General features: G+C 64.7%; 22 protein-coding genes. 14 read left to right on the top strand and 8 right to left on the bottom strand.

The features are described 5' to 3' along the window. Positions 1-20 precede the first annotated feature (20 nt). The 4 genes from ACMAUO_RS14280 to ACMAUO_RS14265 form a co-directional block, all read right to left on the bottom strand. The gene (locus ACMAUO_RS14280; RefSeq protein WP_420357646.1) at positions 21-1,322 is read right to left on the bottom strand and encodes an OmpP1/FadL family transporter; all 1,302 of its coding nucleotides are present in this window, start codon (positions 1,320-1,322) and stop codon (positions 21-23) included. Between the two features lie 420 nt (positions 1,323-1,742). After that, positions 1,743-2,678 carry an electron transfer flavoprotein subunit alpha/FixB family protein gene (locus tag ACMAUO_RS14275; protein WP_420357645.1) on the bottom strand — a complete coding sequence of 312 codons (936 nt, stop codon included), beginning with the start codon at positions 2,676-2,678 and terminating at the stop codon, positions 1,743-1,745. A 2-nt stretch (positions 2,679-2,680) separates the two neighbouring features. Then, on the bottom strand, positions 2,681-3,430 hold the full coding sequence (locus ACMAUO_RS14270; RefSeq protein WP_420357644.1) for an electron transfer flavoprotein subunit beta/FixA family protein: 750 nt from the start codon (positions 3,428-3,430) through the stop codon (positions 2,681-2,683). Beyond that, entirely contained in the window at positions 3,427-3,609 is a 183-nt protein-coding gene (locus ACMAUO_RS14265; RefSeq protein WP_420357643.1) for a hypothetical protein, read from the bottom strand. The genes ACMAUO_RS14270 and ACMAUO_RS14265 overlap by 4 nt, the downstream gene beginning before the upstream one ends. A gap of 594 nt (positions 3,610-4,203) precedes the next feature. On the opposite strand from ACMAUO_RS14265, the gene ACMAUO_RS14260 reads away from it, so the two are divergent. The 5 genes from ACMAUO_RS14260 to ACMAUO_RS14240 all read left to right on the top strand — a co-directional run bounded on the left by ACMAUO_RS14260 (position 4,204) and on the right by ACMAUO_RS14240 (position 10,862). Then, a complete protein-coding gene (locus ACMAUO_RS14260) occupies positions 4,204-5,343 on the top strand; it encodes a thiolase family protein (RefSeq protein ID WP_420357642.1) in 1,140 nt (379 codons plus the stop codon). After that, complete coding sequence (locus ACMAUO_RS14255) at positions 5,343-7,694, top strand: 3-hydroxyacyl-CoA dehydrogenase/enoyl-CoA hydratase family protein (protein ID WP_420357641.1); 2,352 nt, start codon at positions 5,343-5,345, stop codon at positions 7,692-7,694. The genes ACMAUO_RS14260 and ACMAUO_RS14255 overlap by 1 nt, the downstream gene beginning before the upstream one ends. A gap of 19 nt (positions 7,695-7,713) precedes the next feature. Beyond that, positions 7,714-9,504 (top strand): acyl-CoA dehydrogenase C-terminal domain-containing protein, encoded by a 1,791-nt coding sequence (locus ACMAUO_RS14250; RefSeq protein WP_420357640.1) that lies wholly within the window; start codon positions 7,714-7,716, stop codon positions 9,502-9,504. 79 nt (positions 9,505-9,583) lie between these two features. After that, positions 9,584-10,066 carry a PaaI family thioesterase gene (locus ACMAUO_RS14245; protein WP_420357639.1) on the top strand — a complete coding sequence of 161 codons (483 nt, stop codon included), beginning with the start codon at positions 9,584-9,586 and terminating at the stop codon, positions 10,064-10,066. A 202-nt stretch (positions 10,067-10,268) separates the two neighbouring features. After that, positions 10,269-10,862 carry a chalcone isomerase family protein gene (locus tag ACMAUO_RS14240; protein WP_420357638.1) on the top strand — a complete coding sequence of 198 codons (594 nt, stop codon included), beginning with the start codon at positions 10,269-10,271 and terminating at the stop codon, positions 10,860-10,862. A 66-nt stretch (positions 10,863-10,928) separates the two neighbouring features. Here ACMAUO_RS14240 and ACMAUO_RS14235 read toward each other — a convergent pair whose 3' ends face one another. Beyond that, positions 10,929-11,597, bottom strand: a complete 669-nt coding sequence (locus ACMAUO_RS14235; protein ID WP_420356546.1) for an IS1595 family transposase — start codon at positions 11,595-11,597, stop codon at positions 10,929-10,931. A gap of 152 nt (positions 11,598-11,749) precedes the next feature. Continuing rightward, a complete protein-coding gene (locus ACMAUO_RS14230) occupies positions 11,750-12,520 on the bottom strand; it encodes a TetR/AcrR family transcriptional regulator (RefSeq protein WP_420357637.1) in 771 nt (256 codons plus the stop codon). Between the two features lie 252 nt (positions 12,521-12,772). Between ACMAUO_RS14230 and ACMAUO_RS14225 the strand changes: the two genes are divergently transcribed. The 3 genes from ACMAUO_RS14225 to ACMAUO_RS14215 all read left to right on the top strand — a co-directional run bounded on the left by ACMAUO_RS14225 (position 12,773) and on the right by ACMAUO_RS14215 (position 15,626). Next, entirely contained in the window at positions 12,773-13,750 is a 978-nt protein-coding gene (locus tag ACMAUO_RS14225) for an NAD(P)H-dependent flavin oxidoreductase (RefSeq protein ID WP_420357636.1), read from the top strand. 161 nt (positions 13,751-13,911) lie between these two features. Continuing rightward, positions 13,912-14,121 (top strand): hypothetical protein, encoded by a 210-nt coding sequence (locus ACMAUO_RS14220; RefSeq protein WP_420357635.1) that lies wholly within the window; start codon positions 13,912-13,914, stop codon positions 14,119-14,121. 74 nt (positions 14,122-14,195) lie between these two features. Further along, positions 14,196-15,626 (top strand): cryptochrome/photolyase family protein, encoded by a 1,431-nt coding sequence (locus tag ACMAUO_RS14215; RefSeq protein WP_420358274.1) that lies wholly within the window; start codon positions 14,196-14,198, stop codon positions 15,624-15,626. Here ACMAUO_RS14215 and ACMAUO_RS14210 read toward each other — a convergent pair whose 3' ends face one another. After that, positions 15,627-16,547 carry a delta(1)-pyrroline-2-carboxylate reductase family protein gene (locus tag ACMAUO_RS14210; RefSeq protein ID WP_420357634.1) on the bottom strand — a complete coding sequence of 307 codons (921 nt, stop codon included), beginning with the start codon at positions 16,545-16,547 and terminating at the stop codon, positions 15,627-15,629. A gap of 55 nt (positions 16,548-16,602) precedes the next feature. Next, positions 16,603-17,634: an adenosine deaminase gene (gene add, locus ACMAUO_RS14205; RefSeq protein ID WP_420357633.1), complete on the bottom strand. Its 1,032-nt coding sequence runs from the start codon at positions 17,632-17,634 to the stop codon at positions 16,603-16,605. 232 nt (positions 17,635-17,866) lie between these two features. Between add and ACMAUO_RS14200 the strand changes: the two genes are divergently transcribed. The 6 genes from ACMAUO_RS14200 to ACMAUO_RS14175 all read left to right on the top strand — a co-directional run bounded on the left by ACMAUO_RS14200 (position 17,867) and on the right by ACMAUO_RS14175 (position 24,795). Beyond that, positions 17,867-19,102 (top strand): acyl-CoA dehydrogenase family protein, encoded by a 1,236-nt coding sequence (locus tag ACMAUO_RS14200; protein ID WP_420357632.1) that lies wholly within the window; start codon positions 17,867-17,869, stop codon positions 19,100-19,102. 309 nt (positions 19,103-19,411) lie between these two features. Next, positions 19,412-20,620 (top strand): acyl-CoA dehydrogenase family protein, encoded by a 1,209-nt coding sequence (locus tag ACMAUO_RS14195; protein WP_420357631.1) that lies wholly within the window; start codon positions 19,412-19,414, stop codon positions 20,618-20,620. Positions 20,621-20,656: 36 nt separating this feature from the next. Continuing rightward, positions 20,657-21,898, top strand: coding sequence for an SfnB family sulfur acquisition oxidoreductase (locus tag ACMAUO_RS14190; RefSeq protein WP_420357630.1), 1,242 nt, complete (start codon positions 20,657-20,659; stop codon positions 21,896-21,898). Positions 21,899-21,906: 8 nt separating this feature from the next. Beyond that, positions 21,907-23,007: an ABC transporter substrate-binding protein gene (locus tag ACMAUO_RS14185; RefSeq protein WP_420357629.1), complete on the top strand. Its 1,101-nt coding sequence runs from the start codon at positions 21,907-21,909 to the stop codon at positions 23,005-23,007. Then, entirely contained in the window at positions 23,000-23,998 is a 999-nt protein-coding gene (locus ACMAUO_RS14180; protein ID WP_420357628.1) for an ABC transporter permease, read from the top strand. Before ACMAUO_RS14185 ends, ACMAUO_RS14180 begins: the two co-directional genes overlap by 8 nt. Next, a complete protein-coding gene (locus tag ACMAUO_RS14175; protein WP_420357627.1) occupies positions 23,992-24,795 on the top strand; it encodes an ABC transporter ATP-binding protein in 804 nt (267 codons plus the stop codon). The genes ACMAUO_RS14180 and ACMAUO_RS14175 overlap by 7 nt, the downstream gene beginning before the upstream one ends. Positions 24,796-24,932 lie beyond the last annotated feature (137 nt).

The raw sequence follows: 24,932 nt of genomic DNA, 5'->3' as shown, positions 1-24,932 counted from the left end.
CCGTGAGGTCCCGCTGTCGTTCAGAAACGTGTTCTCACGCCGAAGGAGACGATGTTGCCGTAATCGTTATACGAGCCGATCAATCGCCCCGATGTTTCCGAGGCCGCATCGTTGATTTTCGGATTGGTGCCGAAGATGTGGGCGTAGGACAGGGTGAAGGTCACCCGTTTGATCGGCGTGTAGTCCACGCCTGCGGCCAGATCGAAACGGTTGGTATCCGGCGTGATCGTGTTGCGGTTTCTTATGGTCGTCGGGCTCTGGTCGTAGCTGAAGCCGCCGCGCAGGAGGACGGACTTCGACGCCCGGTATGTCGCGCCGATGCCGCCGAACCAGCTATTGCGCCAGTTGACCGGAATCGAGGTGCTGGCGCCGCCGGGGTGGTCGGAGATGTTGTTCAGCGAATGCAGCAGAGACCAGTGGGTCCATTCGCCCTGCAGCATGATGGTCCAGCGTGGTGACAGGACCCGCGTGACGCCGAAGGAGACGGCGTCGGGCAGGGTGACCTGCATGGCGCCATGGCCGCTCTGGGCGATCAGCGAACCGTTGACCAGCGGATTGGCGGCCAGGAGCGGCGGCGGCGCGAATTTGGTGCGGGTGGAGAGATCGTAGGCGATGCGCGACTGGTAGTTGATGCCGATCTGGGTCGCGTCATCGGGTTTGTAGAGGATGCCGGCGTCGTAGCCGAAGCCGAAGGCGTTTCCGGCCATGTCGGCCGTTGTCGGCCCGAAGGCGTTCAGCGCGCCGAGATTGACATCGCGCGTGAAGCGACCGGCGAGATACCCCATGCGCGGGCCGATACCAATCGAGAACCGCTTGTTGAAGCGGTAGGAGGCCATGATCCCGATTTCATAATCGGTGATCGAACTGACCAGGCTCTGATAGCGCCCGACCCAGTTGGTGGGGTAATTGGCGCGCTGGCCGTAGGGCGTATAGAACCCGTAGCCGATCGCCCAGTGCGGGTCGATTTTCAGGACGCCGTAGCCGGCGGCGGTGGCGGCGTCGGTGATGCCGCGATTGCCCTGCACGCCGGGGGTGGTGACGCCGGGGCCCATATAGTTCTGGCCCGAGAAGCGGGCGACGGGGCCGGCGTAGAAGGCGTTGCCCTGCAATTCGCTGTAGTCGAGGAAGGACATGCCGGCCGGGTTCATCAGGACGGTGGACGCATCCCCCGCGCGGCTGACGGAGCCGACATAGGCGTTGCCCAGCGAAATCGCATCGGTCTCACGCAAGGCGAAACCCGAGGCGGCGGCCTGGTGGCCGGGACTGAACAAGGTCTGGGTGAGGAGGGCGCTGCATGCCATCAGCGTTATTTTATTTTTCATTATTGGACTGACCATCTCAGCATTCAAACCAAACATTTGGTAGGTTAACCGGGCAAGCGCGTTCTCCATGTCTCTGATCCGGGCAAACTATGAGCCCCGCCTGACAGGGTTGCAAGAAAATCACGGCAGGAATCGGAAGCGGCGCGCTTCACACTCTCTCGACTGAAAAGGCGGCGAACGGGCGCGCAAAACGTCGAAAAAAGAGTGGAGTTCCAATGGGTGATTGGATGGGAACGTTTTTTGAGAGGAAAACGAACCGCAGCGGGGGGGTATCCGGGCGTGGGCGCCTTGCGCGTGGCCGATGATCGGCGCGGCGGAGGATGTTCGTGCCCGGTTTGCCATATGAAAGAGGGGTGAGGGCGCTTTTCTGTAGAACACTCGTTAGGCGGGCGACCGTATCGTCGTCCCGCCTGAGTGGGGTTATCCGAGGGCTTCCGTGAGGGCGGGCACGATCTGGAACAGGTCGCCGACCAGGCCGTAATCCGCGACCTGGAAGATGGGGGCTTCTTCGTCCTTGTTGATCGCGACGATCACCTTGCTGTCTTTCATGCCGGCCAGATGCTGGATGGCGCCGGAAATGCCGCAGGCGATATAGAGATCGGGGGCGACGATCTTGCCGGTCTGGCCGACCTGATAATCGTTGGGAACGAAGCCGGAATCGACGGCGACCCGCGAGGCGCCGATGGCGGCGCCCAGTTTGTCGGCCAATGGTTCCAGGATCTTGAACCCTTCCGCGCTTTGCAGGCCGCGACCGCCGGAGACGATGATCCGGGCGGCTTCGAGCTGGGGGCGCTCGGTACTGGAATGCTCCGCCGAGACGAAATGCGCTTTTGCCTGGCAGGCGGGCGGGGTGACGGTTTCGATCGGGGCGGTGCCGCCTTCGGCGGGCACGGGGTCGAAGCTGGCGGTGCGGATGGTGAGGAGTTTCCTGGCATCCGACGAGCGCAGGGTGACCAGCACGTTGCCGGCGAAGATCGGCCGCACGAAGGTTTCGGCGTCCTTGATCTCCATGACATCGGGGATGATCTGTGCGTCGAGCAGGGCGGCGGCACGGGGAAGGGCGCTTTTGCCGATGGCGGTCGCGGCGGCGACGATGTGGTCGTAGTCCGGGGCCAGGGCGACGAGCAGGGCCGCGAGCGGTTCGGCCAGGCCGTGGGCGAAATCCTCGCCCGATACGGCGCGGACCTTGCGGATGCCGGGGATTTTCGCGGCGCTGGCCGCAGCGGCCTCGATGGTGTCGGGGCCACCGGTGACCAGCACGTCCACGTTGCCAAGCCTGGTGGCCGCCGCGATGGCCGAGCGGGCGGTCTGGGGGATGGTGCCGTCTTCGGCATCGAGAAGGACGAGTGCGGTCATGATCAGATCACCTTGGCTTCGTTGCGGAGTTTTTCGACCAGTTCGGCGACGCTGCCGACCTTGATGCCGGCCTTGCGGGTCGGGGGCTCGGCTATCGCGAGCGTGGTGAGGCGGCGGGTGAGGTCGATGCCGAGATCGGCGGCCGCCAGGGTTTCAAGCGGTTTCTTCTTGGCCTTCATGATGTTGGGCAGGGAGGCGTAGCGCGGTTCGTTCAGGCGCAGGTCGGCGGTGACGATGGCGGGGAGTGCCAGGGCCAGGGTTTCCGAGCCGCCATCGACTTCGCGCGTGACGGTGAGGCCGTCCGCGGTTTTCTCCACGCGGCTGGCGAAGGTGGCCTGCGGCCAGTCCAGCAGGCCGGCGAGCATCTGCCCGGTGGCGTTCATGTCGTCGTCGATCGCCTGCTTGCCGAGGATGACGAGATCGGGCTTTTCCCGCTCGACGAGGATGTTCAGGATCTTGGCGACGGCGAGCGGTTCGGGGCTTTCCTCGGACTGGATCAGGATGGCGCGGTCGGCGCCCATGGCCAGGGCGGTGCGCAACGTGTCGGCGGCCTGGGGAACGCCGATCGAGACGACCAGGATCTCGCTGGCGATGCCTTTTTCGCGCAGGCGCAGGGCTTCCTCGACGGCGATTTCGTCGAAGGGGTTCATCGACATCTTGACGCCGGCCGTCTCGACACCGCCGCCATCGCGCCTGACGCGCACCTTCACATTGTAATCGACGACACGTTTGATGGGGACAAGGATTTTCATGGGACCTCGGGGGTGGGAATGCGGAACGCCTTGCGTTCGGTCTGGGGATGGATGGTCTCGCGCGCGGCCGGGCGCCTGAGCGGGGTGCGCTGGGGCTGCTCCGGCCTGATCGCCGTCGCCGGGGCGGATGGGGCGCGGATGATCGCGACGGCGGACTCCATGATGTCCTGTTGGCTCATGCACGTGTCTCCTGCGTTCTGGCGCCGGCCGTCTGGAGCGGCATCTGATGGGTGTGGCACCGTTCAGCAAGGGGGAGTGTATATCGCGGCGTATTTTTATCGAACAGTCGATAGGTAGGGATGTGAGGGCAATGCCGGGTGGTGAGGGTGGCTGCTTGTGGCGGGGGATTTCGTAGAATGATGATAAGAAAAGGAATTGTTCCTGGTGTGTCTTTTCGTCACATATTTGAGATCGGGGGCGGGTTTGCGCTTGATGGGCGAGAACAAGGGCGATTCGGCGTCTGGCGGCGGGGATTTTTCCGGGGATTGTCGGCAGGCTGGAAAAATTTCTAACGATCGTTCGTATTAATTTTTGGGAGGATAATGGCGGGCGAGTGGGTGGGGAGTTGAAGGTAATATATTGATATGTATCGTAATTTATATGGATTTGCTCTGTCCCGGAGGCGGCGGGTGGCATCAATGACTTGTGTCATCACGACAACGCGTCTTTTCTGAAGCGGCGTCGTTCCCTTATCAAGGCGAGGCACAATGCGCGCCTTCAGTTCGAACAAACGTTAGACATAATGAACGAAGGCATTGCCAGGAGCGCTATTCATGAATTCCGTTGTCATCGCAGGGTATGCGCGATCGCCGTTTCAGCTCGCGCGCAAGGGGCAGTTCGTCAGGACACGCCCTGACGACATCGCCGCCCAGGTCGTGCGTGGGCTGGTGGAGCGCACGGGAGTTGCGCCGGAGGAGATCGAGGATCTGATCCTTGGCTGTGCGTTCCCGGAAGGAGAGCAGGGTTTCAATCTGGGCCGGATCGTGGCGCTGCTGAGCGATCTGCCGCTTTCGGTCGGTGGGGTGACGGTCAACCGGTTCTGCGGGTCGTCGATGCAGTCGGTCCATATGGCGGCCGGGGCGATCCGGATGGGGGCCGGGGAGGCCTTTATCTGCGCGGGCGTGGAGAGCATGACGCGCATTCCGATGGGCGGGTTCAACCCGTTGCCCAATCCGGCGCTCTACAAGAAGCGGCCCGGCGCCTATATGGACATGGGTATCACCGCCGAGAATGTCGCGCGGCAATATGAGATCGGCCGCGACCAGCAGGAACAGTTCGCGCTGCGCAGCCAGGCGCGTGCCCGCGACGCGATCGCGGCGGGCCGGCTGGAGGCGGAGATCGTGCCGATCCAGACCCGTGATGGCGTGGTCTCGGCCGATGGCTGCCCCCGTCCGGATACCACGGCAGAAGGGCTGGCCGGGCTGAAGCCGGCTTTCGACGCGGCCGAGGGCACGGTGACGGCGGGAACGTCTTCGCCGCTGACCGACGGGGCGGCCGCGGTGCTGGTCTGCTCGGAGGCGTATGCCGACCGCAAGGGGCTGCTGAAGCTGGCGCGTATCCGCTCGATCGCCATTTCCGGCTGCGCGCCGGAGGTGATGGGGCTGGGGCCGATCCTGTCCTCGCGCAAGGCGATGGAGCGGGCGGGGATCACGATCGAGGATGTGGGCGTCGTTGAACTGAACGAGGCCTTTGCGTCGCAGTCGATCGCCTGCGCCCGCGAACTTGGCGTGCGGGATGCGACGCTGAACATCGATGGCGGCGCGATCGCGCTCGGCCATCCGCTGGGTGCCACGGGGGCGCGGATCGTCGGCAAGGCGGCGCAGCTTCTGGAGCGTGAGGGCGCGCGCTACGCGCTGGCCACGCAGTGCATCGGCGGTGGGCAGGGCATCGCCACGGTTCTGGAGCGCATCTGATGACCCAGGATGTGACATCGGGCGGGGGGGGCGGCGCACGGCCGGTCTTCTCCCGCGTCTGCGTGATCGGCTCCGGCGTGATGGGGGCGGGGATCGCCGCCCAGATCGCCAATGCCGGGGTGCCGGTGCTGCTGCTCGACCGCAAGGCGGATGGGGCGGACCCGAATGCGCTGGCCAATGGCGCGATCGCCAAGGCGCTGAAGACCGATCCGGCGCCCTTCATGGACCCGGCGGCGGCGAAGCTGATCGCGACCGGCAATATCGACGACGATCTGCCCCGCGTGGCCGACTGCGACTGGGTGGTCGAGGTGATCATCGAGCGGCTGGACCTCAAGCAGGCGCTGTATCGCCGCCTGGATGGGGTGCGGCGGCCCGGAACGCCGGTTTCGTCGAATACCTCGACCATTCCGCTGGCGCGGCTGGTGGAGGGGATGCCGGAAAGCTTCACGCGTGATTTCCTGATTACCCATTTCTTCAACCCGCCGCGCTACATGCGGCTGCTGGAGGTCGTGGCCGGGCCGGCGACCGATCCAGCGCATGTCGCCGCCGTTTCGGATTTCTGCGACCGGTGGCTGGGCAAGACCGTGGTGCGGGCCAAGGATACGGCGGGCTTCATCGCCAACCGCATAGGCACGTTCTGGATGCAGGCGGCGGCGCGGGTGGCGGTGGATCACGGGCTGACGGTGGAGCAGGTCGATACCATCATCGGCCGGCCGTTCGGCATTCCCAAGACCGGCGTGTTCGGGCTGCTGGATCTGGTGGGTATCGACCTGATGCCGCATATCTCGGCCAGCATGAAGTCGCTGCTGGCGCCCGGGGACCGGTATCATGCCTTCGCCGAGGATCTGCCGCTGATCGCGAAGATGATCGAGGGGGGGTATACCGGCCGCAAGGGCAAGGGGGGCTTCTACCGCATCAACAAGGCGGGTGGCGGGAAGGTCAAGGAATCGATCGATCTCGCGACCGGTGAATATGCGCTCTCCGAACGGTTTTCGCTGCCGGCGGGGGCTGGGGATGCTGCCGGATTGCTGGCTTCCGGTGACCGGTTCGGTGCCTATGCGCGCACGGTGATGGGCGAGACGCTGGCTTATGCGGCGTCGCTGGTGCCCGAGATCTCGGACGATATCGTGGGCGTCGACCGGGCGATGGAGCTTGGCTTCAACTGGAAGAAAGGCCCCTTTGCGCTGATCGACCAGATCGGGGCGGCGAAGCTGGCGGGGTTGCTGCGCCAGGAAGGGATCGCGGTACCGACGCTGATCGAGGCGGTGGGGGACGGGCGGTTCTATCAGGATCGGGACGGCGCGACCCAGGCCTTTGGCGTGGATGGCGCCTGGCATCCGGTGGCGCGGCCCGAAGGGGTGATCCTGCTTGGGGATTTCCGCAAGCGTGGCAAGCCGGTGCTGTCGAGCAGGTCGGGCGCGCTGTGGGATATCGGCGACGGGGTGGCGTGCTTCGAGATCACGACCAAGATGAACACGTTCGACGAGAGCGTGATGGCGATCCTTGAAAAATCCGTTGCCCATGTCGGGGAGCATTTCAAGGCGCTGGTTCTGTATTCGGACGCGGCCCATTTCTCGGCCGGTGCCAATCTGGGCCTGGCGGCCTTTGCGGCCAACATGGCGGCGTGGGGGGAGATCGGCAAACTCGTCTCACGTGGGCAGAGCGTTTACAAGGCGTTGAAATATGCCCCCTTCCCGGTCGTGGCGGCGCCTGCCGGCATGGCGCTGGGCGGTGGGTGCGAGATCGTGCTGCATGCCGACGCCATTCAGGCTCATGCCGAGAGCTATATCGGGCTGGTGGAATGCGGTGTGGGGCTGATCCCCGGCTGGGGGGGCTGTGGCGAGATGCTGGACCGCCTGCGGGCCGATCCGCGCGCGGCGAAAGGGCCGATGCCGCCGACGCGCGAGGTGTTCGAGATGATCGCCACCGCGCGGGTGTCGAAATCGGCGGCCGAGGCGCGGCGGATGCATATCCTGCGCGATCGTGATGGCATCACCATGAATCGCGACCGGCTGCTGGCTGATGCGAAGGCATTGGCGCTGTCGCTGGTCGAGGGATACCAGCCGCCGCCGAAGCCGGAATTCCGTCTGGCGGGGGCGGGCGGCAAGCTGGCGCTCGACATGGCGGTGGAGGGCATGGCGCGGCAGGGGGTCGCGACGCCGCACGACGTGACGGTCGCGGGCAAGCTGGCCTTTATCCTGACTGGTGGCGATCACGATGTGACGGAGATCGTGACGGAGGAGGACATGCTGGGGCTGGAACGCGCGGCGTTTGCCGAGCTGGTCCGGAGCATTCCGACATTGGACCGGATCGAGCATATGCTCGAAACCGGCAAGCCCCTCAGAAACTGACGCAAGGGGAACCAGAGAGATGCAAACCTATACACCACCCCTCCGCGACATGAAGTTCGTGCTGACCGAGCTGCATGATTTCTCGCGGCTCACGGCGCTGGACGCATTTTCCGAAGTCGATGCCGACCTGGCGGAGACGGTACTGGAGGAAGGCGGGAAATTCACCTCCGAGGTGCTGCTGCCGCTGAACGTGTCGGGCGACCGGGAAGGGTGCCGGCTGGAGAATGGCGTCGTCACCACGCCGCACGGGTTTCGTGATGCCTATCGGCAGTTCTGCGAGGGGGGCTGGTCGGCGCTCTCCGCGCCGCCGGAATATGGCGGGCAGGGGCTGCCCGAGACGATCGGCATGATGCTCTCGGAGATGATCTGCGCGACTAATCTCTCCTTCGGGCTGTATCCGGGCCTGACCGGCGGTGCGATGGTGGCGTTGCGTAAATATGGTTCCGAAGAGCTGAAGGCGCAGTATCTGCCGAAGATGATCAGCGGCGAGTGGTCGGGCAGCATGTGCCTGACCGAGGCGCATTGCGGCACCGATCTGGGGCTGCTGCGCACGAAGGCGGTGCCGCAGGAGGATGGAACCTATCGCCTGAGCGGGGCGAAGATCTTCATCTCGGCCGGGGAGCATGATCTCTCGGAGAACATCATCCATCTGGTGCTGGCGCGGCTGGCGGATGCGCCTGCCGGAATCAAGGGGATCAGCCTGTTCCTGGTGCCGAAATTCCTGGTGCGCGAGGACGGCACGCCGGGCGAGCGCAATGGCGTGCTATGCACCGGCATCGAGCACAAGATGGGCATCAAGGCCTCCGCGACCTGCCAGTTGGCGTTCGACGATGCGAAAGGCTGGCTGGTCGGCGCCCCGCACAAGGGGATGCAGGCGATGTTCGCCATGATGAATGCCGAACGGCTGGGTGTGGGCATCCAGGGGCTGGGGATTGCGGAGGTCTCGTACCAGAGTGCGGTGGCCTATGCGAAGGAGCGCTTGCAGGGACGGTCGCTCGCGGGGGCCAAGTACCCGGCGTTGCCGGCCGATCCGATCGTCGTGCATCCCGATGTGCGGCGCATGCTCATGACCATGCGCGTCAATGCCGAAGGGTGCCGGGCGCTGGGGGCGTGGGTGGCGATGACGCTGGATGTGGCGGAGCATGGCGCCGATGAACGCGAGCGCCGCGACGCCGAGGATTTCGTGGCGCTGATGACGCCGGTGGTCAAGGCGATGTTCACCGATCTGGGGTTTGAATCGGCCAATCTGGCGGTGCAGACCTATGGCGGGCATGGCTATATCGCCGACCATGGGGTGGAGCAGTTCGTGCGGGATTCGCGGATTGCGATGATCTATGAGGGCACGAACGGGATTCAGGCGCTCGACCTCGTGGGGCGCAAGCTGCCGCCGCATATGGGGCGCAATCTGCGCGGGCTGTTCCACCCCATCGCGGCGTTCATCGCGGAGAACAAGGAGAATCCGCTGCTGGGCGAGATGGTCACCGGGCTGGAACGCGCGTTCGGCGCGCTGCAACTGGCGACCGGGCAGATTGCCGAGCGCGGGATGAAGGACCCGGAGGAAGCCGGCGCCGCCGCGACGGATTATCTGCGGCTGATCGGGCTGGTTTCGCTGGCCTATCTCTGGGCGCGGACAGTGGCGGTGGCGGTGCCGAAATCCTTCGCCGCCGGGCCGGACCAGGCGTTCTATAGTGCGAAGATCGCCTCGGCCCGCTTCTTCTATGATCGCGTTCTTCCGGAATCGGCATCGCTTTATCTGAAAATCAAGGCGGGCAAGGCGTCGATGATGGCGCTGGCCGACGACGCATTCTGACGGGAGTGTCGTTCCGCTTCCGATGGGGAGTGGGACGACGTCTCATGTCGGGTTTGTCTGCTTTCTGGGGAAGAATGTGATGGTCCATGGGTCTGAAACGCCGCCGGTGGGCTTTCGTCCGCTGCCCGTGCTCAACGAAACCGGCTTCGACGCGATAATCGGCGGGTTTGACGTGGCCGAGGCGGACGGGCGATTGCTGGCCGGTTTTACGGTGGAGGCTCGGCATTGCAATCATGCGGGGACGTGCCACGGGGGCATGATCGCCACCGTCTTCGACGGATATATGGCCATGGCGGCGATGTTCGAGCACGATCTTCAGGTGCCGATCCTGCCGACCATGTCGTTGTCTGTCGATTTCCTGGCGCCCGGGTTGCCGGATGACTGGATCGGGTTCAGTGCCGACGTGCTGCGGGTGACGCGGAGTGCCGTCTTTGTCCAGGGGCTGGCGCGGGTGAAGGGCAAGCCGATCGCGCGGGCGAGCGGGGTCTATAAACGGCCGGCGCCCGATCCCGAGCTTCGGCTGGATACCGGCAAGCTGCTGCGGGCTTTCATGCGGAGCTGACGCGGCCCTGGGTTACGCCCGGCAATTCCTGTCGCGGATATCCGGGTTGCGCTCGTGGGTGGCGTCTGGCTGGCGTTTTTATGTTTCACACTTGTTTCCCGTTTATTCCGAACCGGGGCGGCGCGGTTGCGCGTCCGTGATGGGGGTGACGGGTTCGGATATCGCATGCGGCGGTATCCGGCATCGTGGGGAGGATCGCGTTATGCCTGGATTGCGCAGGTCGTCATTGCGTATCAGTCTGGCCCTGATGACCGGGCTGGTGGTTGCATCGTCCGCTGGTCATGCGGATACGAAGATCAGGGGAGCCGTGTTCCCTGAGGATCTGAAGATCGGCGGGACGTCGCTGAAGCTCAATGGCGTGGGCGTTCGTGTCTTCTATCATCTGGTCGATGGCTATGCGACCGGCCTGTATGTGGTCTCGCCTGGGCGGGATGGGAAGGCGCTTGCCGAAGGGCCGAATCCGAAGGTCCTCTATACCGAGTTCCTTCATGATGCCTCGCTGGAGCGGGTGAAGGACGAGTATGAGTCGATTCATGCCCGTTATTGCAAGCTCTATGCGTGCAGCACGCAGAACGAGGCATCCTTTGCCGCGCTGACCGCGCATCTGGCTGCCGCGAAAAGAGGGGAGGCCCAGCTTATCCTGGTCACGGATCAGGGGGTCAGCATGCAGCGGAACGGTGCCGTGGTGGTGTCGATCGATGATCCGGGCTTCGGGAAGGGGCTTGTTCAGTCCCTGCTGAGCGAGGCGGCGCCGACGGACGGGTTTCGTGATGGCTTGCTGGGGAATGTCAATTGAGGAAAGTCCCTTCTTTTTCTGAAGAAAAAGAAGCAAAAAGACTTGGGGCTGGCATAGGTAAGCGATTTATCTGGACCGCGGTGGTGGCAGGTTAACCCATTGGGTGAGGATTTTCACGAGCTTTGCGGGCGAGCGGTAGTTGAAGCGCCATTCGCATTCCGCGAGGAAGAGATGAAAGTCTTTCCGTGGTATTCCGTTGTATCGACGCAAGTGACGCTTGGCCTGGCTCCAGAAATTCTCGATGCCGTTGATATGGTTCGTGCCGTCAGCGAAGCGCGTGCCATGATGGATGCGATAATGATGGAACTCCGAGACATCGAGTTTGTCGTATGCGTGCCATGAATCGCTATAGACAATTGAATCAGCCTGAACTTTCTCCCTGATGATCGGCATGAGCGTCTTATGGCCGGCGTTGGGTATCATCACGGCGTGGACCCGACCGCGACGTTTGAGCAGGCCAAAGACTGCAACCTTTCCCGCAGCGCCTCGACCATGCTTGCCTTTGCGGTGTCCGCCGAAATAGCTTTCATCGACTTCGACCTCACCCTCGATGGGTGCCTCATGGGCGATCTGTTCTGCGATCGTCTCACGCAATTTGCGATAAAATAGTGTTGCCGTATTGCGATTGACGCCCACGAGTTCTGCAGCACTGCGCGCCGGCGTGCCAGCAACGAAGTGCTCCAGGAGCCGTTTTTGGGTGCCGACAGGTAGGCGGCTGCGGCGACGTAGTTTCATGCGACATATCAAGCCTCTGTCGGCTTACCTATGCCAGCCCCAAAGACTTTTATTCGTTTCGGGACATCGTGTGTTCCCAGCACAAGGCTCCGGAACGGATTAAAGTTTTTTGGTTCTTTTTTTCAAAAAAGAACGAATGCGATCGCTCCTGATCATATCTCCGTGGAGGCTGGCGTAGTGGTTCCGCGCGCCGGCCGTGAGCGGCGCGGTGCCCCGGATCGGCTGCGTGTTTGGGGACGAGCGACGGTATCGGCTTCTGATTCGGCCTGATGTTTGAAAATCGTGAAGATCTGGTGGGCGATCTGACTGTGGGACATGCGGCCGCTGCGATACCAGTCGTTCGCGGTGTTGAGGGCGCGCAGAAGCAGGATGCGGTAGATGTCGCGGTCGATCGTCGCGGGAAGCGGCAGATCGTCGATGATGTTGCGGAAGATCGATTCGAACTCGTCGCGCTTCTTGACCAGCGCGTCGCGCACGTCCGGCGGTGCCGAGACGATGCTGTTCATCATCGGCAGGGTGATGGAGGTGAGGCTGAGCTGGATATCCAGCAACTCCGTGCAGGCGGCCTCGAGCCGCGCCCACGGCGCGGTGTGGGGGGCGATGGCGGAGAAGATCCTGCTGGCTGCCGCATCGAGCGCGCGGTTGTGGATCTCGACGAAGAGCGATTCCTTCGACTCGATATGGTAGTAGAGCGATCCGGCCATCATGCCCGCCGCATCGGCGATCTGGCGGATTGAGGTGGCCTTGTAGCCGCGTTCGGCGAAAAGCTGGGCGGCGGCTTCGAGAATTTCCTGCCGCCGTTCGGCCTGCGCGCCGGTTTCATCGGCATTCGGGCTGAAGGGGAGCGCGCGCATGGCGGAGAGAATGGCCCCGCCGGCTGGTGCCCGGGTTTTTCTGTTCGGTGGCGTGCGCGATGACGTCATGCTCGGTCGGTTCCAGACTTTCTTCGTTCCAGCCTATCGGGCCTGCTTCCGGAAGACTACAGGATTTGCTGGGATATTTGTCATTTTCCGTAGGCTTCATAAGGTTTTGTGCCCTCAACCATCCGTGATGGCGGGGAATGCGTTTGCGTCTCGACGGGGATCGGCTGGTGGCGTAGTGAAGGGCTAACAAATGTTAGAATTTCTTGCCGCGATAGCCGCCGCGATGCGGGCGGGCGCGGTCGGGAGGGCGCCATGTCTATGCCGATATCCTTTCAGGGCAGGCTGGCATTGCCGGCCATCGTCGCGCCCATGTTTCTGGTTTCGACGATGGAACTCGTCCTGGCCTGTTGCCGGGCCGGGGTAGTGGGGTCGTTTCCTTCGCTCAATGCGCGGCCGGCAGCGGTTCTGGAAGACTGGCTGCGCCGCCTGACATCGTCCCTGAGCGCCGGGGATCCGCCGTTTGCCGTCAATCTGATCGTCCATCGCAGCAATGCCAGGCTGGAAGAGGATCTGGCGCTGGTGGTGAAATACCGGGTGCCTGTCGTCATCACGTCGCTCGGGGCGCGGCCGGAGGTGAATGATGCGGTCCATGCCTATGGCGGGATCGTCCTGCATGATGTGACCACCGATGCGTTCGCGCGGAAGGCGGTGGCGCGCGGGGCGGACGGGCTGATCGCGGTGGCCGCCGGGGCGGGGGGACATGCTGGAACGCAATCGCCCTTCGCGCTGGTGCAGGAAATCAGGGCGTGGTTCGATGGGCCGCTCGCGCTCTCGGGCGCCATCGCGAACGGCCAGGCGATCGTCGCGGCCAGGGCGCTTGGGGCCGATCTGGCCTATATCGGCTCGGCGTTCATTGCGACGGAGGAGGCGGCGGCCGATCCGCGCTACAAGCAGATGATCGTGGAGTCCTCTGCTGGAGACATCGTCTATTCCAACCTGTTTACCGGTGTGCATGGCAATTATCTGGCCCCGAGCATTCGTGCGGCCGGGCTTGACCCGGAGGCGCTTGCCTTGTCCGATCCGTCACGGATGGACGTGTCCAGCTTTTCTGGCGGGGCGAAGGCCTGGCGGGATATCTGGGGGGCGGGGCAGGGGATCGGGGCGGTCGATGCCGTCGTGCCGGCCGCGACATTGATTGCGCGGCTGCAGCAGGAATATCGGGATACGCTCTCCCTTCTGGCGGAGGAAAGCCGTTTGCTGAACGCGGATGATCCGAATATCGCTGGGTAGGACGCATGAATTGCGATGGTGAAGACTGTTGCGGCCGGCAAGGGGGCGTCGCGTGGTACGGGCATCGGGCATTCCGAATGTTTTTGAAAGTTTTCTCGTTCTCTTTTTTCCGGAGAGAACAGGACCATATTCTGATCGATATCGTCTGAAAGGTGACTGAAATGTCGTTTTCCATCAACTCGACCGTGCGTGAGATTCTGGCCGATGAGCAGGCCAAGGGGGTGGTCGAGGGCGTTCTTCCCGGTTTTTCCAGACATCCGCAGATCGGGATGGCGAAGGGGCTGTCATTGAAGACGCTGGCGAAATTTTCGGGGGGCGTGATGACGGACGAGGTTCTGGAAAAGATCGATACGGGTTTGAAAGCGTTGTAGAGGCTGGTATCTGATCGGGTGGCCGACCGGGCGGGCTGGGGCTCGTCCGGGATGTGCTGGCCCGAAAGGATCGGATCGTTGTGACTTCCCCGGTGATCGTCTGGTTTCGGCAGGATTTTCGCCGGGCGGATAATGCGGCGCTGACGGCGGCGGTGGAAACCGGGGCGCCGGTGCTGTGCGTGTATATTCTGGACGAGGCGGCGGAGCAGGATGCGGTGCGCTGGTGGCTGGGCCGGGCGCTGGAACTGTTCGATGCCGATCTGCGGCAGACTGGCGGGGCGCTGCATGTGTTTCGCGGGCCGGCGAGCCAGGTTCTGCCGGCGCTGGTCGCGGCGACCGGGGCGCGGGCGGTGTTCTGGAACCGGCGTTACGACCCCGATGGACGGGAGACGGATACGCGGCTGAAAGCGCTGCTGAAGGCGGGGGGAACCTCCGTGCGGAGCTTCCCAGGCGCCCTGCTGCATGAACCGTGGACGATCCGCACCCGGACGGGGCAGCCTTATCATGTCTTCGGCGCTTATTGGCGCGCGGCTTGCCAGGCCGGGCATGAACGGCCGCCGCTTCCGGCGCCGGAGAGGATTGCGTTTGCCACGCCGGCTCGGTCCGGGCTGCCGCCGGTGATGGAGGCCGGTACGGTTGGGCGGGAAATGCGGGCGACCGGCTGGACGGACGGGCTGGAGGAGGCCTGGCGGCCTGACGAGGCGTCGGCGCGGGAGAGGCTGGCGCAGTTTCTGGATGGGGCGCTGGACGAATACGCGCGGGATCGGGATTTTCCCGCGCGGCCGGCGACCTCTGGCCTCTCGCCCTTTCTGCGCTGGGGCCATGTTACGCCCGCGCAGGTGCGGCAGGCGGCTGTGGCGCGGCCGGCATCGGGTGGGCTTGCGAAATTCATGGCGGAACTGGGGTGGCGGGAGTTCGCGTGGTCGGTGCTGTTTGCGCGGCCCGATCTGGCGTCGCGTAATCTGCGCCCGGAATTCGACGGCATGCCATGGCGAAACGATCCGGATGCCGTGCGGGCGTGGCAGCGCGGGCGGACCGGTTATCCGCTCGTGGATGCCGGGATGCGCCAGTTATGGCGGACGGGATGGATGCATAATCGCGTGCGCATGGTGGCGGCGTCATTCCTGGTGAAACATCTGCTGGTCGACTGGCGGGAGGGTGAGCGCTGGTTTGCGCGCACGCTGGTTGATTACGACCCGGCCAGCAATGGCATGAACTGGCAATGGGTCGCCGGAACCGGCGTGGAGGCCGCGCCCTTCTTCCGGATGATGAATCCGTTGATCCAGTCGCGTAAATTCGACCCGTCCGGCGTGTATATCCGCGACTGGGTGCCGGAGCTGGCCGGGCTGTCTGATACGGAAATCCATACGCCGTGGCTGGCGGGCGGTGTCGATGGCTATCCGGCACCGATCGTGGTGCATGAGGCGGCGCGGGAGCGGGCCCTCTCTGCCTGGCGCGCGTTGCGCGGCCCGGTGGAAGAGGGCGGCTATAACGACGCCGGTTAGTTAGGGCGCGGTTGTGGTGCCGTTCTCCGCCAGGAGGCGGCGGGCGAGGCGGCAGGCGGCCAGATCCCATGCCGCGCAGCCGACCGATTTGAACAGGACCGGCGTTTCGGGGAGCGGTGGGGTGTCGATCGCCGTGGCGAGGGGGTGGACGTTCTGCCAGTCCACGCCGGCCTGGATCAGGTCGCCGGCTTCGGAGGGTGCGCCGATCGGGTCGTCGACGAAAAGCTGGCTGTTCAGGACCAGATTCGGGCCGATTTCGATCATTTCCGGCCGGTAGGCGCCGACGCCGATGACCAGGCGGCCGGCGCGGGGGGCGGCGTCATAGACGATTGCGTGGCTGCTGGTGGTGGTGATGACGATGTCGGCGGCCTCGGCGTCATCGGGGGTTGCAGGACGGACATGGTGGCCTGTCGGGTCCAGCGTGGCGCAGAGGGTGCTTACCGCCGCCGGTTTGCGGCCGCGCACCCGGATGGCGGCCTCGGGATGGAGGGTGCGCAGCGCGTTGATATGGCCTTTGGCCTGCGTGCCGGTACCGATGATCAGGACGTGGCGTGGCGGGGTGCGCTGCAGCAGGCGGATGGCCAGCATCGACATCGCGGCGGTGCGGCGCCCCGTGGTCTCGGGCCCGTCGAGGGTGAACAGGAAGGCGCCGTCACGCGCGTCGCAGCAGGTTACCTGCCCCTGGATGACGGGCAGCGCCTTGTTGCCGTGAAAGATGGTGATCAGCTTGGTCGCCATAATGTCGCTGGCGATGGAGGGCATGCAGAGCAGGTGGCCGCCGGCATCCGTCGTGTCGATGACCATCCGCTCGGGCGACAGGATGCCGCCGGCGGCGTAATCGCGCACGACATCCCGCAGGGTATCGACCAGTTCGGGGAAGGGGAGGAGGCTGGCGGTCTGCCCGGCGGTGAAGATCTGCATTGGAGCCCCTGGATCGGTACGGGGGAAAAATATCCCGCCGTTCCGGGACAGGCAATCAGGCTTCTTCGGGGTGGAGGGCTGCGAAACGGTCCAGTGCTTCGAGATAAATTTGGCGTTCGGCGTCGGAAATCCAGGCGGATGCGAAGGCGTTGCGGCTGATGGCCAGCAGTTCCGCCCGCGTCAGATCGGCGGTTTGCTGGGCGCTGCGCAGGCATTCGGTCATGTAGGCGCTGTTCATGTAGCCCGGATCGTCGGAATTGATGGTGATCCGCAATCCCGCGTTTAGCATGCCGCGCAGGTCGCGCCGGCCGCAGCCTGGCCGGATGACGTCGTTGGGGGATGGGCAGATGGTGAAGACGATATCGCGCTCGCGGGCGCGGGCGATCAGTTCGGGGCGGTCCAGCACGTTCAGCCCGTGGTCGATCCGCTCGCTGGCGAGGTCGTCGAGCGCCTGGCGGATATGTTCGTGGGTGTTTTCCTGGTCCAGGTCGCAATGCATGGTCAGATGCAGGCCGGCCGCGCGGGCGCGGGCGAAGACATGGGCGAACTTCGCGGGCGGATTGCCGGTCTCGTAGGAATCGAGCCCGACGCCGACGATGTCGGCGAGATAGGGCAGGGCCTGGGTGAAGGTTTCATCGGCGGAGTCCGCGCTCATCTCGCGCACGAAGCACATGATCAGTTGCGAGCGGATGCCGAAATCGCGCTCGGCGGCCTTGCGGGCGCGGGTGATGCCGGTGATGACCGTGGCGAAGGGGATGCCCCGGCGGGTGTGAAGCTGCGGGTCGAAGAACATCTCGGTATACAGGACGTTCTGGGACGCGGACTTTTTCAGATACTGATAGCAGAGATCGTAAAAATCCTGCTCCGTTACGAGAAGTTCGACGCCTTCGTAATAGAGGTTCAGGAAGGACAGGAGGTCGTGATAGGTGTAGCCGGCACGGATGGCCTCTTCGCTGCTTTCCTTCAGCGGGTGGTCGTTGCGCCGGGCCAGTTCCATCTTGAGCGATGCTTCCAGCGTGCCTTCCAGATGCACATGCAGTTCCGCCTTGGGCAGCGCGTCGATAAAGGCGGCGATCGAGCCGGTCATGCTGTCTTGCTCCAGCGGGAGGGATCATTGTTGCCGATGATGCCCTGTCGCGGGCCCGGTGGCATCTCTTTCTTTTGGGTGGCGGAACGATAGGCATGGCCGCTTCTTCTGCGGGGGGGGGGGCGTGGGGATATTATTCACTAAATTATGAGTGAATATAAAACGGACTATACAACGATCCGTACGTGAATTACGATTCATAAAATAACATTTTTAAATGGTGATTTTTGACATGAATCAGTCATCATCCGAGGCGGCGCGCGCGCCGTCGCTCGAAGCGCGTTTCGCGCCGCTTTTTGCCGGGATCGCGGCGGGGGCGGTGGAGCGGGAGCAGCACAGGGAACTGGCGCGCGAGCCCGTGCGTGCCTTGCTGGCGGCCGGTTTCGGGCGGCTGCGTGTCCCCGGGGATGCCGGCGGGCTGGGGGCGTCGCTGCGGGAGTCGTTTGCGCTGCTGCGCACGCTGGCGGCGGCGGATTCCAACATCCCGCAGATCGTGCGCGCCCATTTTGCCTTTATCGAGGGGCGGCGGCAGAAGGCGGCGGAGTCGGGTCGCTGGTTCGACGTGATCAATGACGGCGCGCTGTTCGGCGCGGCGATGGCCGAGCGGAGCGACGAGACGGCGATCAGGACGACCCTGCGCGAAACGCCGGAAGGGTGGGTTCTGGATGGGACGAAATATTATTCCACCGGCACGCTCTATGCGGACTGGATCGTGGTGTGGGCGATCAACGAGACCGCGCGCGTTCATGCCGCCGTGCGGGCCGACAGCCCCGGTGTGACGCGGCTTGATGACTGGGATGGGTTCGGCCAGCGCCTGACGGGCAGCGGGACCACGATCTTCGACCATGTGGCGGTGCCTGCGGCCCAGATCCTGGACCAGACGCCTCTGACGGAACTGCCGGCGCCCGATTATCTGGGCGCTTATTACCAGCAATTCCATAATACGGCGCTGGCCGGCATCGCGCAGGCCGTGCTGCGGGATGCGCTGGAATTCGTGCGGCCCCGCACCCGGCTGTTCGGCGTGCCGGGCAAGGTGATCCAGAGGGATGATCCGGTGGTGCAGGGCGTGGTGGGGCGGCTGTCGGCCCTCGCATTCTCGACGGCGGCGCTGGTCGATACGGTCTCTGATGCGCTGGCGGTGGCCGAGCCGTTCTGGGAGCGGGGAGAGACAGGCCATCCGGCGATCGAGACGGCGCAGGAAGTTGCGTTCAAGGCCCAGCAGATCATCGTGGGGCAGACGCTGGAGGCGGCGACGCTGCTGTTCGAGGTCGGCGGCGCGTCCGCCACCAGCGAGACGCGGCGCTATGACCGGCACTGGCGCAATGCCCGCGTTCTGGCGTCGCACAACCCCGCCGCGCAGCGCCAGAGGGAGCTTGGAGACCTGGCGCTGAATGGTACGCGGCTATGGACGCCCTATTTCGAGGGGTTGAAGCGCCAGAACGCGGCGGCCGGCAGGGTGTCGGCATAAGGGGCTGGCCGGATATGCGCGCTGGGCGTGCGTTCTGCGCGCGCGTTCTGGGGGTGGCGGCGGGCGGCTGACAACGCCGCTTTGTTCGGGAATGCAGGCGGGCTGTCGCGTCCGGCCTGCATTCGCAGGGGAATAATTCACTATAAAAATGGAGTATATATGTAAGCGGCGCGTATTTTTCGCGCCAAATTAAACGTTATATATTGATTGAATGATTTATATACGTTACGTCATGATCATTGAATTTAATTTCAACGTATATGGGCGTGATTTGTGCGATCGCGCGGAATGAGTGTGACGGGTAGCCTTATGATTTCGATCCCAGCATCTCGCGTTGTCGTCTCTCATGAGGAGAATGGGGCGTTTGCCGGTGGCGCGCGCCGGGACGATATTCTGGCGCGGGCGGCCGCGTTGCGTGGTCTCTTCGCGGGCCGGGCTGCCGCGCATGATCGGGATGCCGATTTTCCGTTCGATGATATTGGCGATTTCAGTGAATCCGGCCTGATGGCGCTGCCCAGCCGCGCCGATGCGGGGGGGCTCGGCGGGTCGCTGGCGACGGCGCAGGCGGTCGTCGGCACTCTGGCGCAGGGGGATCCGTCCGTCGCGCTGGTGATCGTGAATCATTACATGGTCCATGCGACGATCGCGGCGCGGGCGGGTTGGCCCGAGGCGCTGGCGGCCCGGCTCGAAGGGGAGAATGTCCGGCAGCCGGGGTTGATCAATGCCGCGCTGGCGGAGCCCGATCTGGGCTCGGCCTCCTATGGCGGCCTGCCCGAGACCGTAGCCACCGCCACGGCGGACGGATGGCAGATTTCGGGGCGCAAGGCCTATGTGACGGGTATTCCCGCACTCTCATGGCTGCTGGTGCGGGCCCGGACCGACGAGGCCGATCCGCGCGTGGGATTGTTCCTGGTGCCGGCGCGGGCGGATGGGGTGATCGTGCATCGCAACTGGGATCATATCGGCATGCGGGCGACGCATAGTCATGAGGTCGAGTTCCGTGATGTTGCCGTTCCTGCCGGCGATGTTACGGACCTGGTTGAGGGGGGCGCCCGGCATCCGGTGCTGAGCGGCATGATGCGGTGGAATACCGGCCTGCTGGGGGCGCTGTATGACGGGATCGTGCGCGGTGGCCTGGACTGGACGGTGGGCTTTCTGCGGGAGCGGGTTCCGTCGAATCTCGGTCAGCCGCTGGCGACGCTGCCTTCGGTTCAGGATGCGGTCGGCAGGGTGGTGCTGGCGCTGGATGAGAACCGCATGCTTCTCGACCTGTATGCCGATGACGTTGCCGCCGGGCGGGCCGAGGCGGCCGATCGTGGCGCGGCGGTGATCAAGGCCCGGGTGATCGACGGAGCGGCGGATCTGACGCTGCATCTGCTGTCTTTGGCGGGCAATGCGGGGCTGAGCGCGCGCAATCCGCTGGAGCGATGTCATCGGGATGCATTGTGCGGCCGCATTCACGCGCCGCATGGCGAACTGGTTCGCCGCAAGGCCGGGCAGAGGATCCTGGCTCCCTGAATTCCGGGCAGACGCCCCAGAATATGGACACTCATCATGAGCACTCTCGTTGTTGGTGACGGCGGCGTGGTTCCCGCGCCGGCCGCCCGGCCCGCGGCGCATGTGATCCGCGACGATGAAGAGGCGATCGCGGTGGCGCGGGATATCGCGGCGCGGATCGCGGAAGGCGCGGTGGAACGTGATCGCCGGGACCTGTTTCCTTCCGTGGAACTGGATCTCTATTCCGCCTCCGGCCTGTGGGGGATCACCGTGCCGCGCGCTTATGGCGGTGCCGATGTATCGTATGTGACGGTCGGGCACGTCATTCGGCTGATTTCGGCGGCGGATTCCTCGATCGGGCAGTTGACGCAGAACCATCTGGCCACGGTGGCGGTTATCCGCTCCACCGGCACCGAGGCGCAGAAGGCGGATCTGTTCGCCGAAATTCTGGCGGGCAAGCGCTTTGGCAATGCGTTTTCCGAGACCGGCACGCGCACCGTGGGCGACCTGAAGACCCGTTTCGTGCGGGATGGGCGGGATGTGGTCGTCAACGGCGTCAAGCATTATGCCAGCGGGGCGCTTGCGGCCGATCTGGTGCAGATCGTGGCGTTGGACGATGAGGGGCGAAGCTGGCTTGCCATTGCCGATCGGGCGGCGCCGGGACTGACCGTTATCAATGACTGGGCGGCGTTCGGCCAGCGCGGCACCGGCAGCGGCAAGGTGCTGGTCGAGAATGTGCGGGTGCCGGAGTGGCGGCTGGTCGCGGCATGGAAGGCTTATCTTCCGGAAAATCCGACGGCGGATAGCGCCATTTCGCAATTCATCCAGTCGGCGATCGATGCCGGGCTGGCGGAGGCGGCGATTGCGGAGACCGAGCGCTTCGTGCGGACACGGGCGCGCGCATGGATCGACAGTGCGGCCGAGCGGGCGAGCGATGATCCTTATACGATCCATGCGCTTGGCGGGCTGCATGTGCGGCTGAGCGCGGCGAAGGCGCTGCTGGATGTGGCTGGGCGGGCGATCGACCGGGCGGTGGAGGCGCCAAGCCCGGATTCGGTGGCGGCCGCGCAGATCGCGGTGGCGGAGTCGAAGATCCTGACGACCGAGATCGCGATCGAGAGCACGAACCGCCTGTTCGAACTGGCGGGTACGGCATCGACCGATCGCGCGCTGGGACTGGACCGGTTCTGGCGCAATGCGCGGGTGCACACGCTGCATGATCCGGTGCGGTGGAAATACGCGATCGTCGGGGATTATTACCTCAATGGCCGCCGGCCGCCGCTGCATCCCTGGAGCTGAGGCGCGCCATGTCCAATCCATCGGATGATCCCGGGTTCGACGATATCCGCGAGCCGCCGCAGCCTGAACCGGGCGTGCGCTGGGGGCGGCGGGCCGTTGTGCTGGGGGGGCTGGCCAGTATGGTCGGTGGCACTCTGCTGGCGGCCCGGCATTCGGGCGCGCGGCCGCTGCCGCGCACGGCGGACGGGCTGCGCATCGTGCGGCTGTCGCTGCCGGTGAATGCGCCCTGCGTGGCGCCGCTGATCCTGGCTGAGCAGATCGGGCTGTATCGCGACCGTGGGCTGAAGGTCGAGTTTACCAACTGGACCGATACGCCGAGCCTGCTGGAAGCGGTGGCGACCGGAAAGGTCGATCTGGGCGCCGGCATGATCATGCAGTTCATGCGGCCGCTGGAACAGGGGTTCGACCTGAAGCTGGTGGCGGGCACGCATGGCGGCTGCATGCGCATGGTCGGCTCGCGCCGCGCGGGGGTGACGGACGATATCGCCAGCGTGCGGGGCAAGACCATCGGCATCGCGGATGCGACCGGCTTTGCCTACAACACCTTCGCGCTGCTGCTGAAGAGTAATGGCGTTGATCCGCTTCGGGATGTGGCGTGGCGGGTCTATCCGGCGCCGCTGCTGGAAGCGGCGTTGATGAAGGGCGATATCCAGGCCTACGCCGATTCCGATCCGCTGATGTATCTGGCGCAACGGCGCTCGGGCGGGGATCTGGTCGAGATCCTCTCGAACCTGTCGGCGCCCTGGCAGGGGCGGGTGTGCTGCGTGGTGGCGGCGAGCAATACGCTGCTGCGGCGCGATCGGCCGGCCGTGCTGGCGCTGGTCGATGCCATGGTGCAGGCGTCGGAAATCTGCGCCGCCGACCCGATGCAGGTGGCGCGGGCCTTCGCGCAATACGGCGCGGTCAAGGCGCCGGTCGAGGATATCGCTGCCGTGCTGCGGATGCAGACGCATCACATGCATCCGCTGGGGCACGATCTGGCGGCCGAGGTGGCGTTCTACGCGGCGCAGCTCAAGACCATTGGCGTGATGAGTGCCGATCTCGACCCGGAGGCGTTCGCGCGCGGCATTGTCGATGACGTGACGAGAGGGGAGGCGGCGCATGTCTGACGTGGCTGGATCGGCCGTGGGCGCAGTCGCGCCGATTGCCGTGGGTTCTGTCTTTCGCCCGTGGTGGCCAGGGGTTGTCAGCACGGTGGCATGGGTGGTGGCGGCTGCCGTGACGGCGTTGCTGCCCGACCTGGTGCGGGCACCTGCCGGGCGGCCGCTGGTGGAAGGCGCGGTCGTGATTGCAATCCTGTCCGGTCTGTCCGTGCTGTTCGGGCAGGCCGGCTGGTTCGCGCCGCTGGCTTATCACGGGCGGCGTGTTGCCGCGCTGGGTGGGGCGGTGGCGCTGTGGGAGATCGTGACCGCCAAGACGGGGTGGCTGCCTCTGCCGTTCTTTCCGTCGCCGCAGGCGGTGCTGGATGTCTATCGGGTCGATTCCGGGCGGCTGGCGCAGAGTGTCTTCAGTTCGTTGCTGATCCTGGTTCCGGGTTTCGGGCTGGGCGCGGTGACGGGGTTTCTGGCGGGACTTGCGATGGGGTGGTCGCCGGAGGCGCGGTATTGGGGGCATCCGGTCATTCGGCTGCTGGGGCCTTTGCCGGCCATTGCGTGGTTGCCGATCGCCCTGTTCGTGTTTCCGACGATTTCGGCCGCGAGCATCTTCCTGATCGCGCTGGCGACGGCGTTTCCGGTTGCCGTGCTGACGGCATCGGGTGTGACGCTGGTGGATTCCCGGCTGTACGATGTCGGGCGGACGCTGGGTGCGTCCGAGGGGTTCCTGATCCGGACCATCGTGATTCCCGCGACCCTGCCGCATGTGTTCGTCGGCCTGTTCATGGGGCTGGGGGGCTCGTTCATCGTCCTGATCGTGGCCGAGATGCTGGGGGCGAAGGCGGGACTGGGCTGGTACCTGCAATGGGCGCAGGGATGGGCGGCCTACGCCAATCTCTATGCGGCGCTGGCGGTGATGTCGGTCCTGTTTTCAGGCGTGACGGCGGCCTTGTTTGCAGTGCGTCGCCGTGCGCTGCGCTGGAACCGGGAGACGGTTCAATGGTGACGGCCATGGTGGAAGGCGCCGTGGCGGACAATGGCCTGGCCGGGGCGTCGGTGCAGGTGCGGGCGGTCTCGCATGCTTTTGGCGACGCGGCGCGGGCTTTGCCGGTTCTTGACGATGTGACCTTCGACGTGCCGGCCGGCGAGACCGTGGCGCTGCTGGGGCCGAGCGGGTGCGGGAAGTCGACCCTGCTGCGCCTGATTGCCGGGCTGGGCGTGCCGCGTGCCGGGCGGATCGGGGTGGATCATGTGCGTGTCGTCGGGCCGGACCCCAGCCGGTTGCTGGTGTTCCAGGACCCGCTGCTGCTGCCGTGGCGGACGGTGGCGGCCAATGTCGCCTACGGGCTTGAGGCACGGGGGATCGGTGACGGGCAGGAGCGCGTGCGGCAGGCCCTGCGGATGGTGGGGCTGGCCGATTTTGCCGGGGCCTATCCGCATGAACTCTCCGGCGGCATGGCGCAGCGCGCAGCGTTTGCGCGGGTGCTGGTCAATCATCCGCGCGTGCTGCTGCTCGACGAGCCTTTCGGCAAGCTGGATTCGCTGACCCGCATGACGATGCAGGAGGAATTGCTGGCGCTGGCGCGGCGCCATGCCTTCACGACGATTCTGGTGACGCATGACGTGGAGGAAGCGTTGCTGCTGGCGACCCGGGTTCTGGTGTTTTCGCCCCGTCCTGCCCGGATCATCCGCGACGTCGATAATGGCTTGCCGTTTCCGCGCTTTCGCGATGATCCGGCTTTTATCGCGCGTCGGCGGGAGATTCTGATCGCGCTTGGGCACGGCGAGGAATTTGCACGGTGAGCAGAATCCTTTTGCGCGGTGCCCGGCGATCGGGCCGATGTCGGCTGTCCTTCAGGTGGAAAGAATAGAGAAAAAGACGAAAATGTTACGAACAGGACAGATTATGCCTTATCAGGACAGGACCCGTTACGGCGCCA

The sequence above is a fragment of the Gluconacetobacter brunescens genome (genome assembly GCF_048695475.1).
GTDB lineage: Bacteria > Pseudomonadota > Alphaproteobacteria > Acetobacterales > Acetobacteraceae > Gluconacetobacter.
Note: the sequence above shows the minus strand (reverse complement) of the source record. Positions and strands in the feature narration are given on the sequence as shown.

Excerpts from the sequence above, each read along its gene's own strand:
- ACMAUO_RS14280 (WP_420357646.1), bottom strand. The coding sequence starts at position 1,322 with ATGAAAAATAAAATAACGCTGATGGCATGCAGCGCCCTCCTCACCCAG.
- ACMAUO_RS14275 (WP_420357645.1), bottom strand. The coding sequence starts at position 2,678 with ATGACCGCACTCGTCCTTCTCGATGCCGAAGACGGCACCATCCCCCAG.
- ACMAUO_RS14270 (WP_420357644.1), bottom strand. The coding sequence starts at position 3,430 with ATGAAAATCCTTGTCCCCATCAAACGTGTCGTCGATTACAATGTGAAG.
- ACMAUO_RS14265 (WP_420357643.1), bottom strand. The coding sequence starts at position 3,609 with ATGAGCCAACAGGACATCATGGAGTCCGCCGTCGCGATCATCCGCGCC.
- ACMAUO_RS14260 (WP_420357642.1), top strand. The coding sequence starts at position 4,204 with ATGAATTCCGTTGTCATCGCAGGGTATGCGCGATCGCCGTTTCAGCTC.
- ACMAUO_RS14255 (WP_420357641.1), top strand. The coding sequence starts at position 5,343 with ATGACCCAGGATGTGACATCGGGCGGGGGGGGCGGCGCACGGCCGGTC.
- ACMAUO_RS14250 (WP_420357640.1), top strand. The coding sequence starts at position 7,714 with ATGCAAACCTATACACCACCCCTCCGCGACATGAAGTTCGTGCTGACC.
- ACMAUO_RS14245 (WP_420357639.1), top strand. The coding sequence starts at position 9,584 with ATGGTCCATGGGTCTGAAACGCCGCCGGTGGGCTTTCGTCCGCTGCCC.
- ACMAUO_RS14240 (WP_420357638.1), top strand. The coding sequence starts at position 10,269 with ATGCCTGGATTGCGCAGGTCGTCATTGCGTATCAGTCTGGCCCTGATG.
- ACMAUO_RS14235 (WP_420356546.1), bottom strand. The coding sequence starts at position 11,597 with ATGAAACTACGTCGCCGCAGCCGCCTACCTGTCGGCACCCAAAAACGG.
- ACMAUO_RS14230 (WP_420357637.1), bottom strand. The coding sequence starts at position 12,520 with ATGACGTCATCGCGCACGCCACCGAACAGAAAAACCCGGGCACCAGCC.
- ACMAUO_RS14225 (WP_420357636.1), top strand. The coding sequence starts at position 12,773 with ATGTCTATGCCGATATCCTTTCAGGGCAGGCTGGCATTGCCGGCCATC.
- ACMAUO_RS14220 (WP_420357635.1), top strand. The coding sequence starts at position 13,912 with ATGTCGTTTTCCATCAACTCGACCGTGCGTGAGATTCTGGCCGATGAG.
- ACMAUO_RS14210 (WP_420357634.1), bottom strand. The coding sequence starts at position 16,547 with ATGCAGATCTTCACCGCCGGGCAGACCGCCAGCCTCCTCCCCTTCCCC.
- add (WP_420357633.1), bottom strand. The coding sequence starts at position 17,634 with ATGACCGGCTCGATCGCCGCCTTTATCGACGCGCTGCCCAAGGCGGAA.
- ACMAUO_RS14200 (WP_420357632.1), top strand. The coding sequence starts at position 17,867 with ATGAATCAGTCATCATCCGAGGCGGCGCGCGCGCCGTCGCTCGAAGCG.
- ACMAUO_RS14195 (WP_420357631.1), top strand. The coding sequence starts at position 19,412 with ATGATTTCGATCCCAGCATCTCGCGTTGTCGTCTCTCATGAGGAGAAT.
- ACMAUO_RS14190 (WP_420357630.1), top strand. The coding sequence starts at position 20,657 with ATGAGCACTCTCGTTGTTGGTGACGGCGGCGTGGTTCCCGCGCCGGCC.
- ACMAUO_RS14185 (WP_420357629.1), top strand. The coding sequence starts at position 21,907 with ATGTCCAATCCATCGGATGATCCCGGGTTCGACGATATCCGCGAGCCG.
- ACMAUO_RS14180 (WP_420357628.1), top strand. The coding sequence starts at position 23,000 with ATGTCTGACGTGGCTGGATCGGCCGTGGGCGCAGTCGCGCCGATTGCC.
- ACMAUO_RS14175 (WP_420357627.1), top strand. The coding sequence starts at position 23,992 with ATGGTGACGGCCATGGTGGAAGGCGCCGTGGCGGACAATGGCCTGGCC.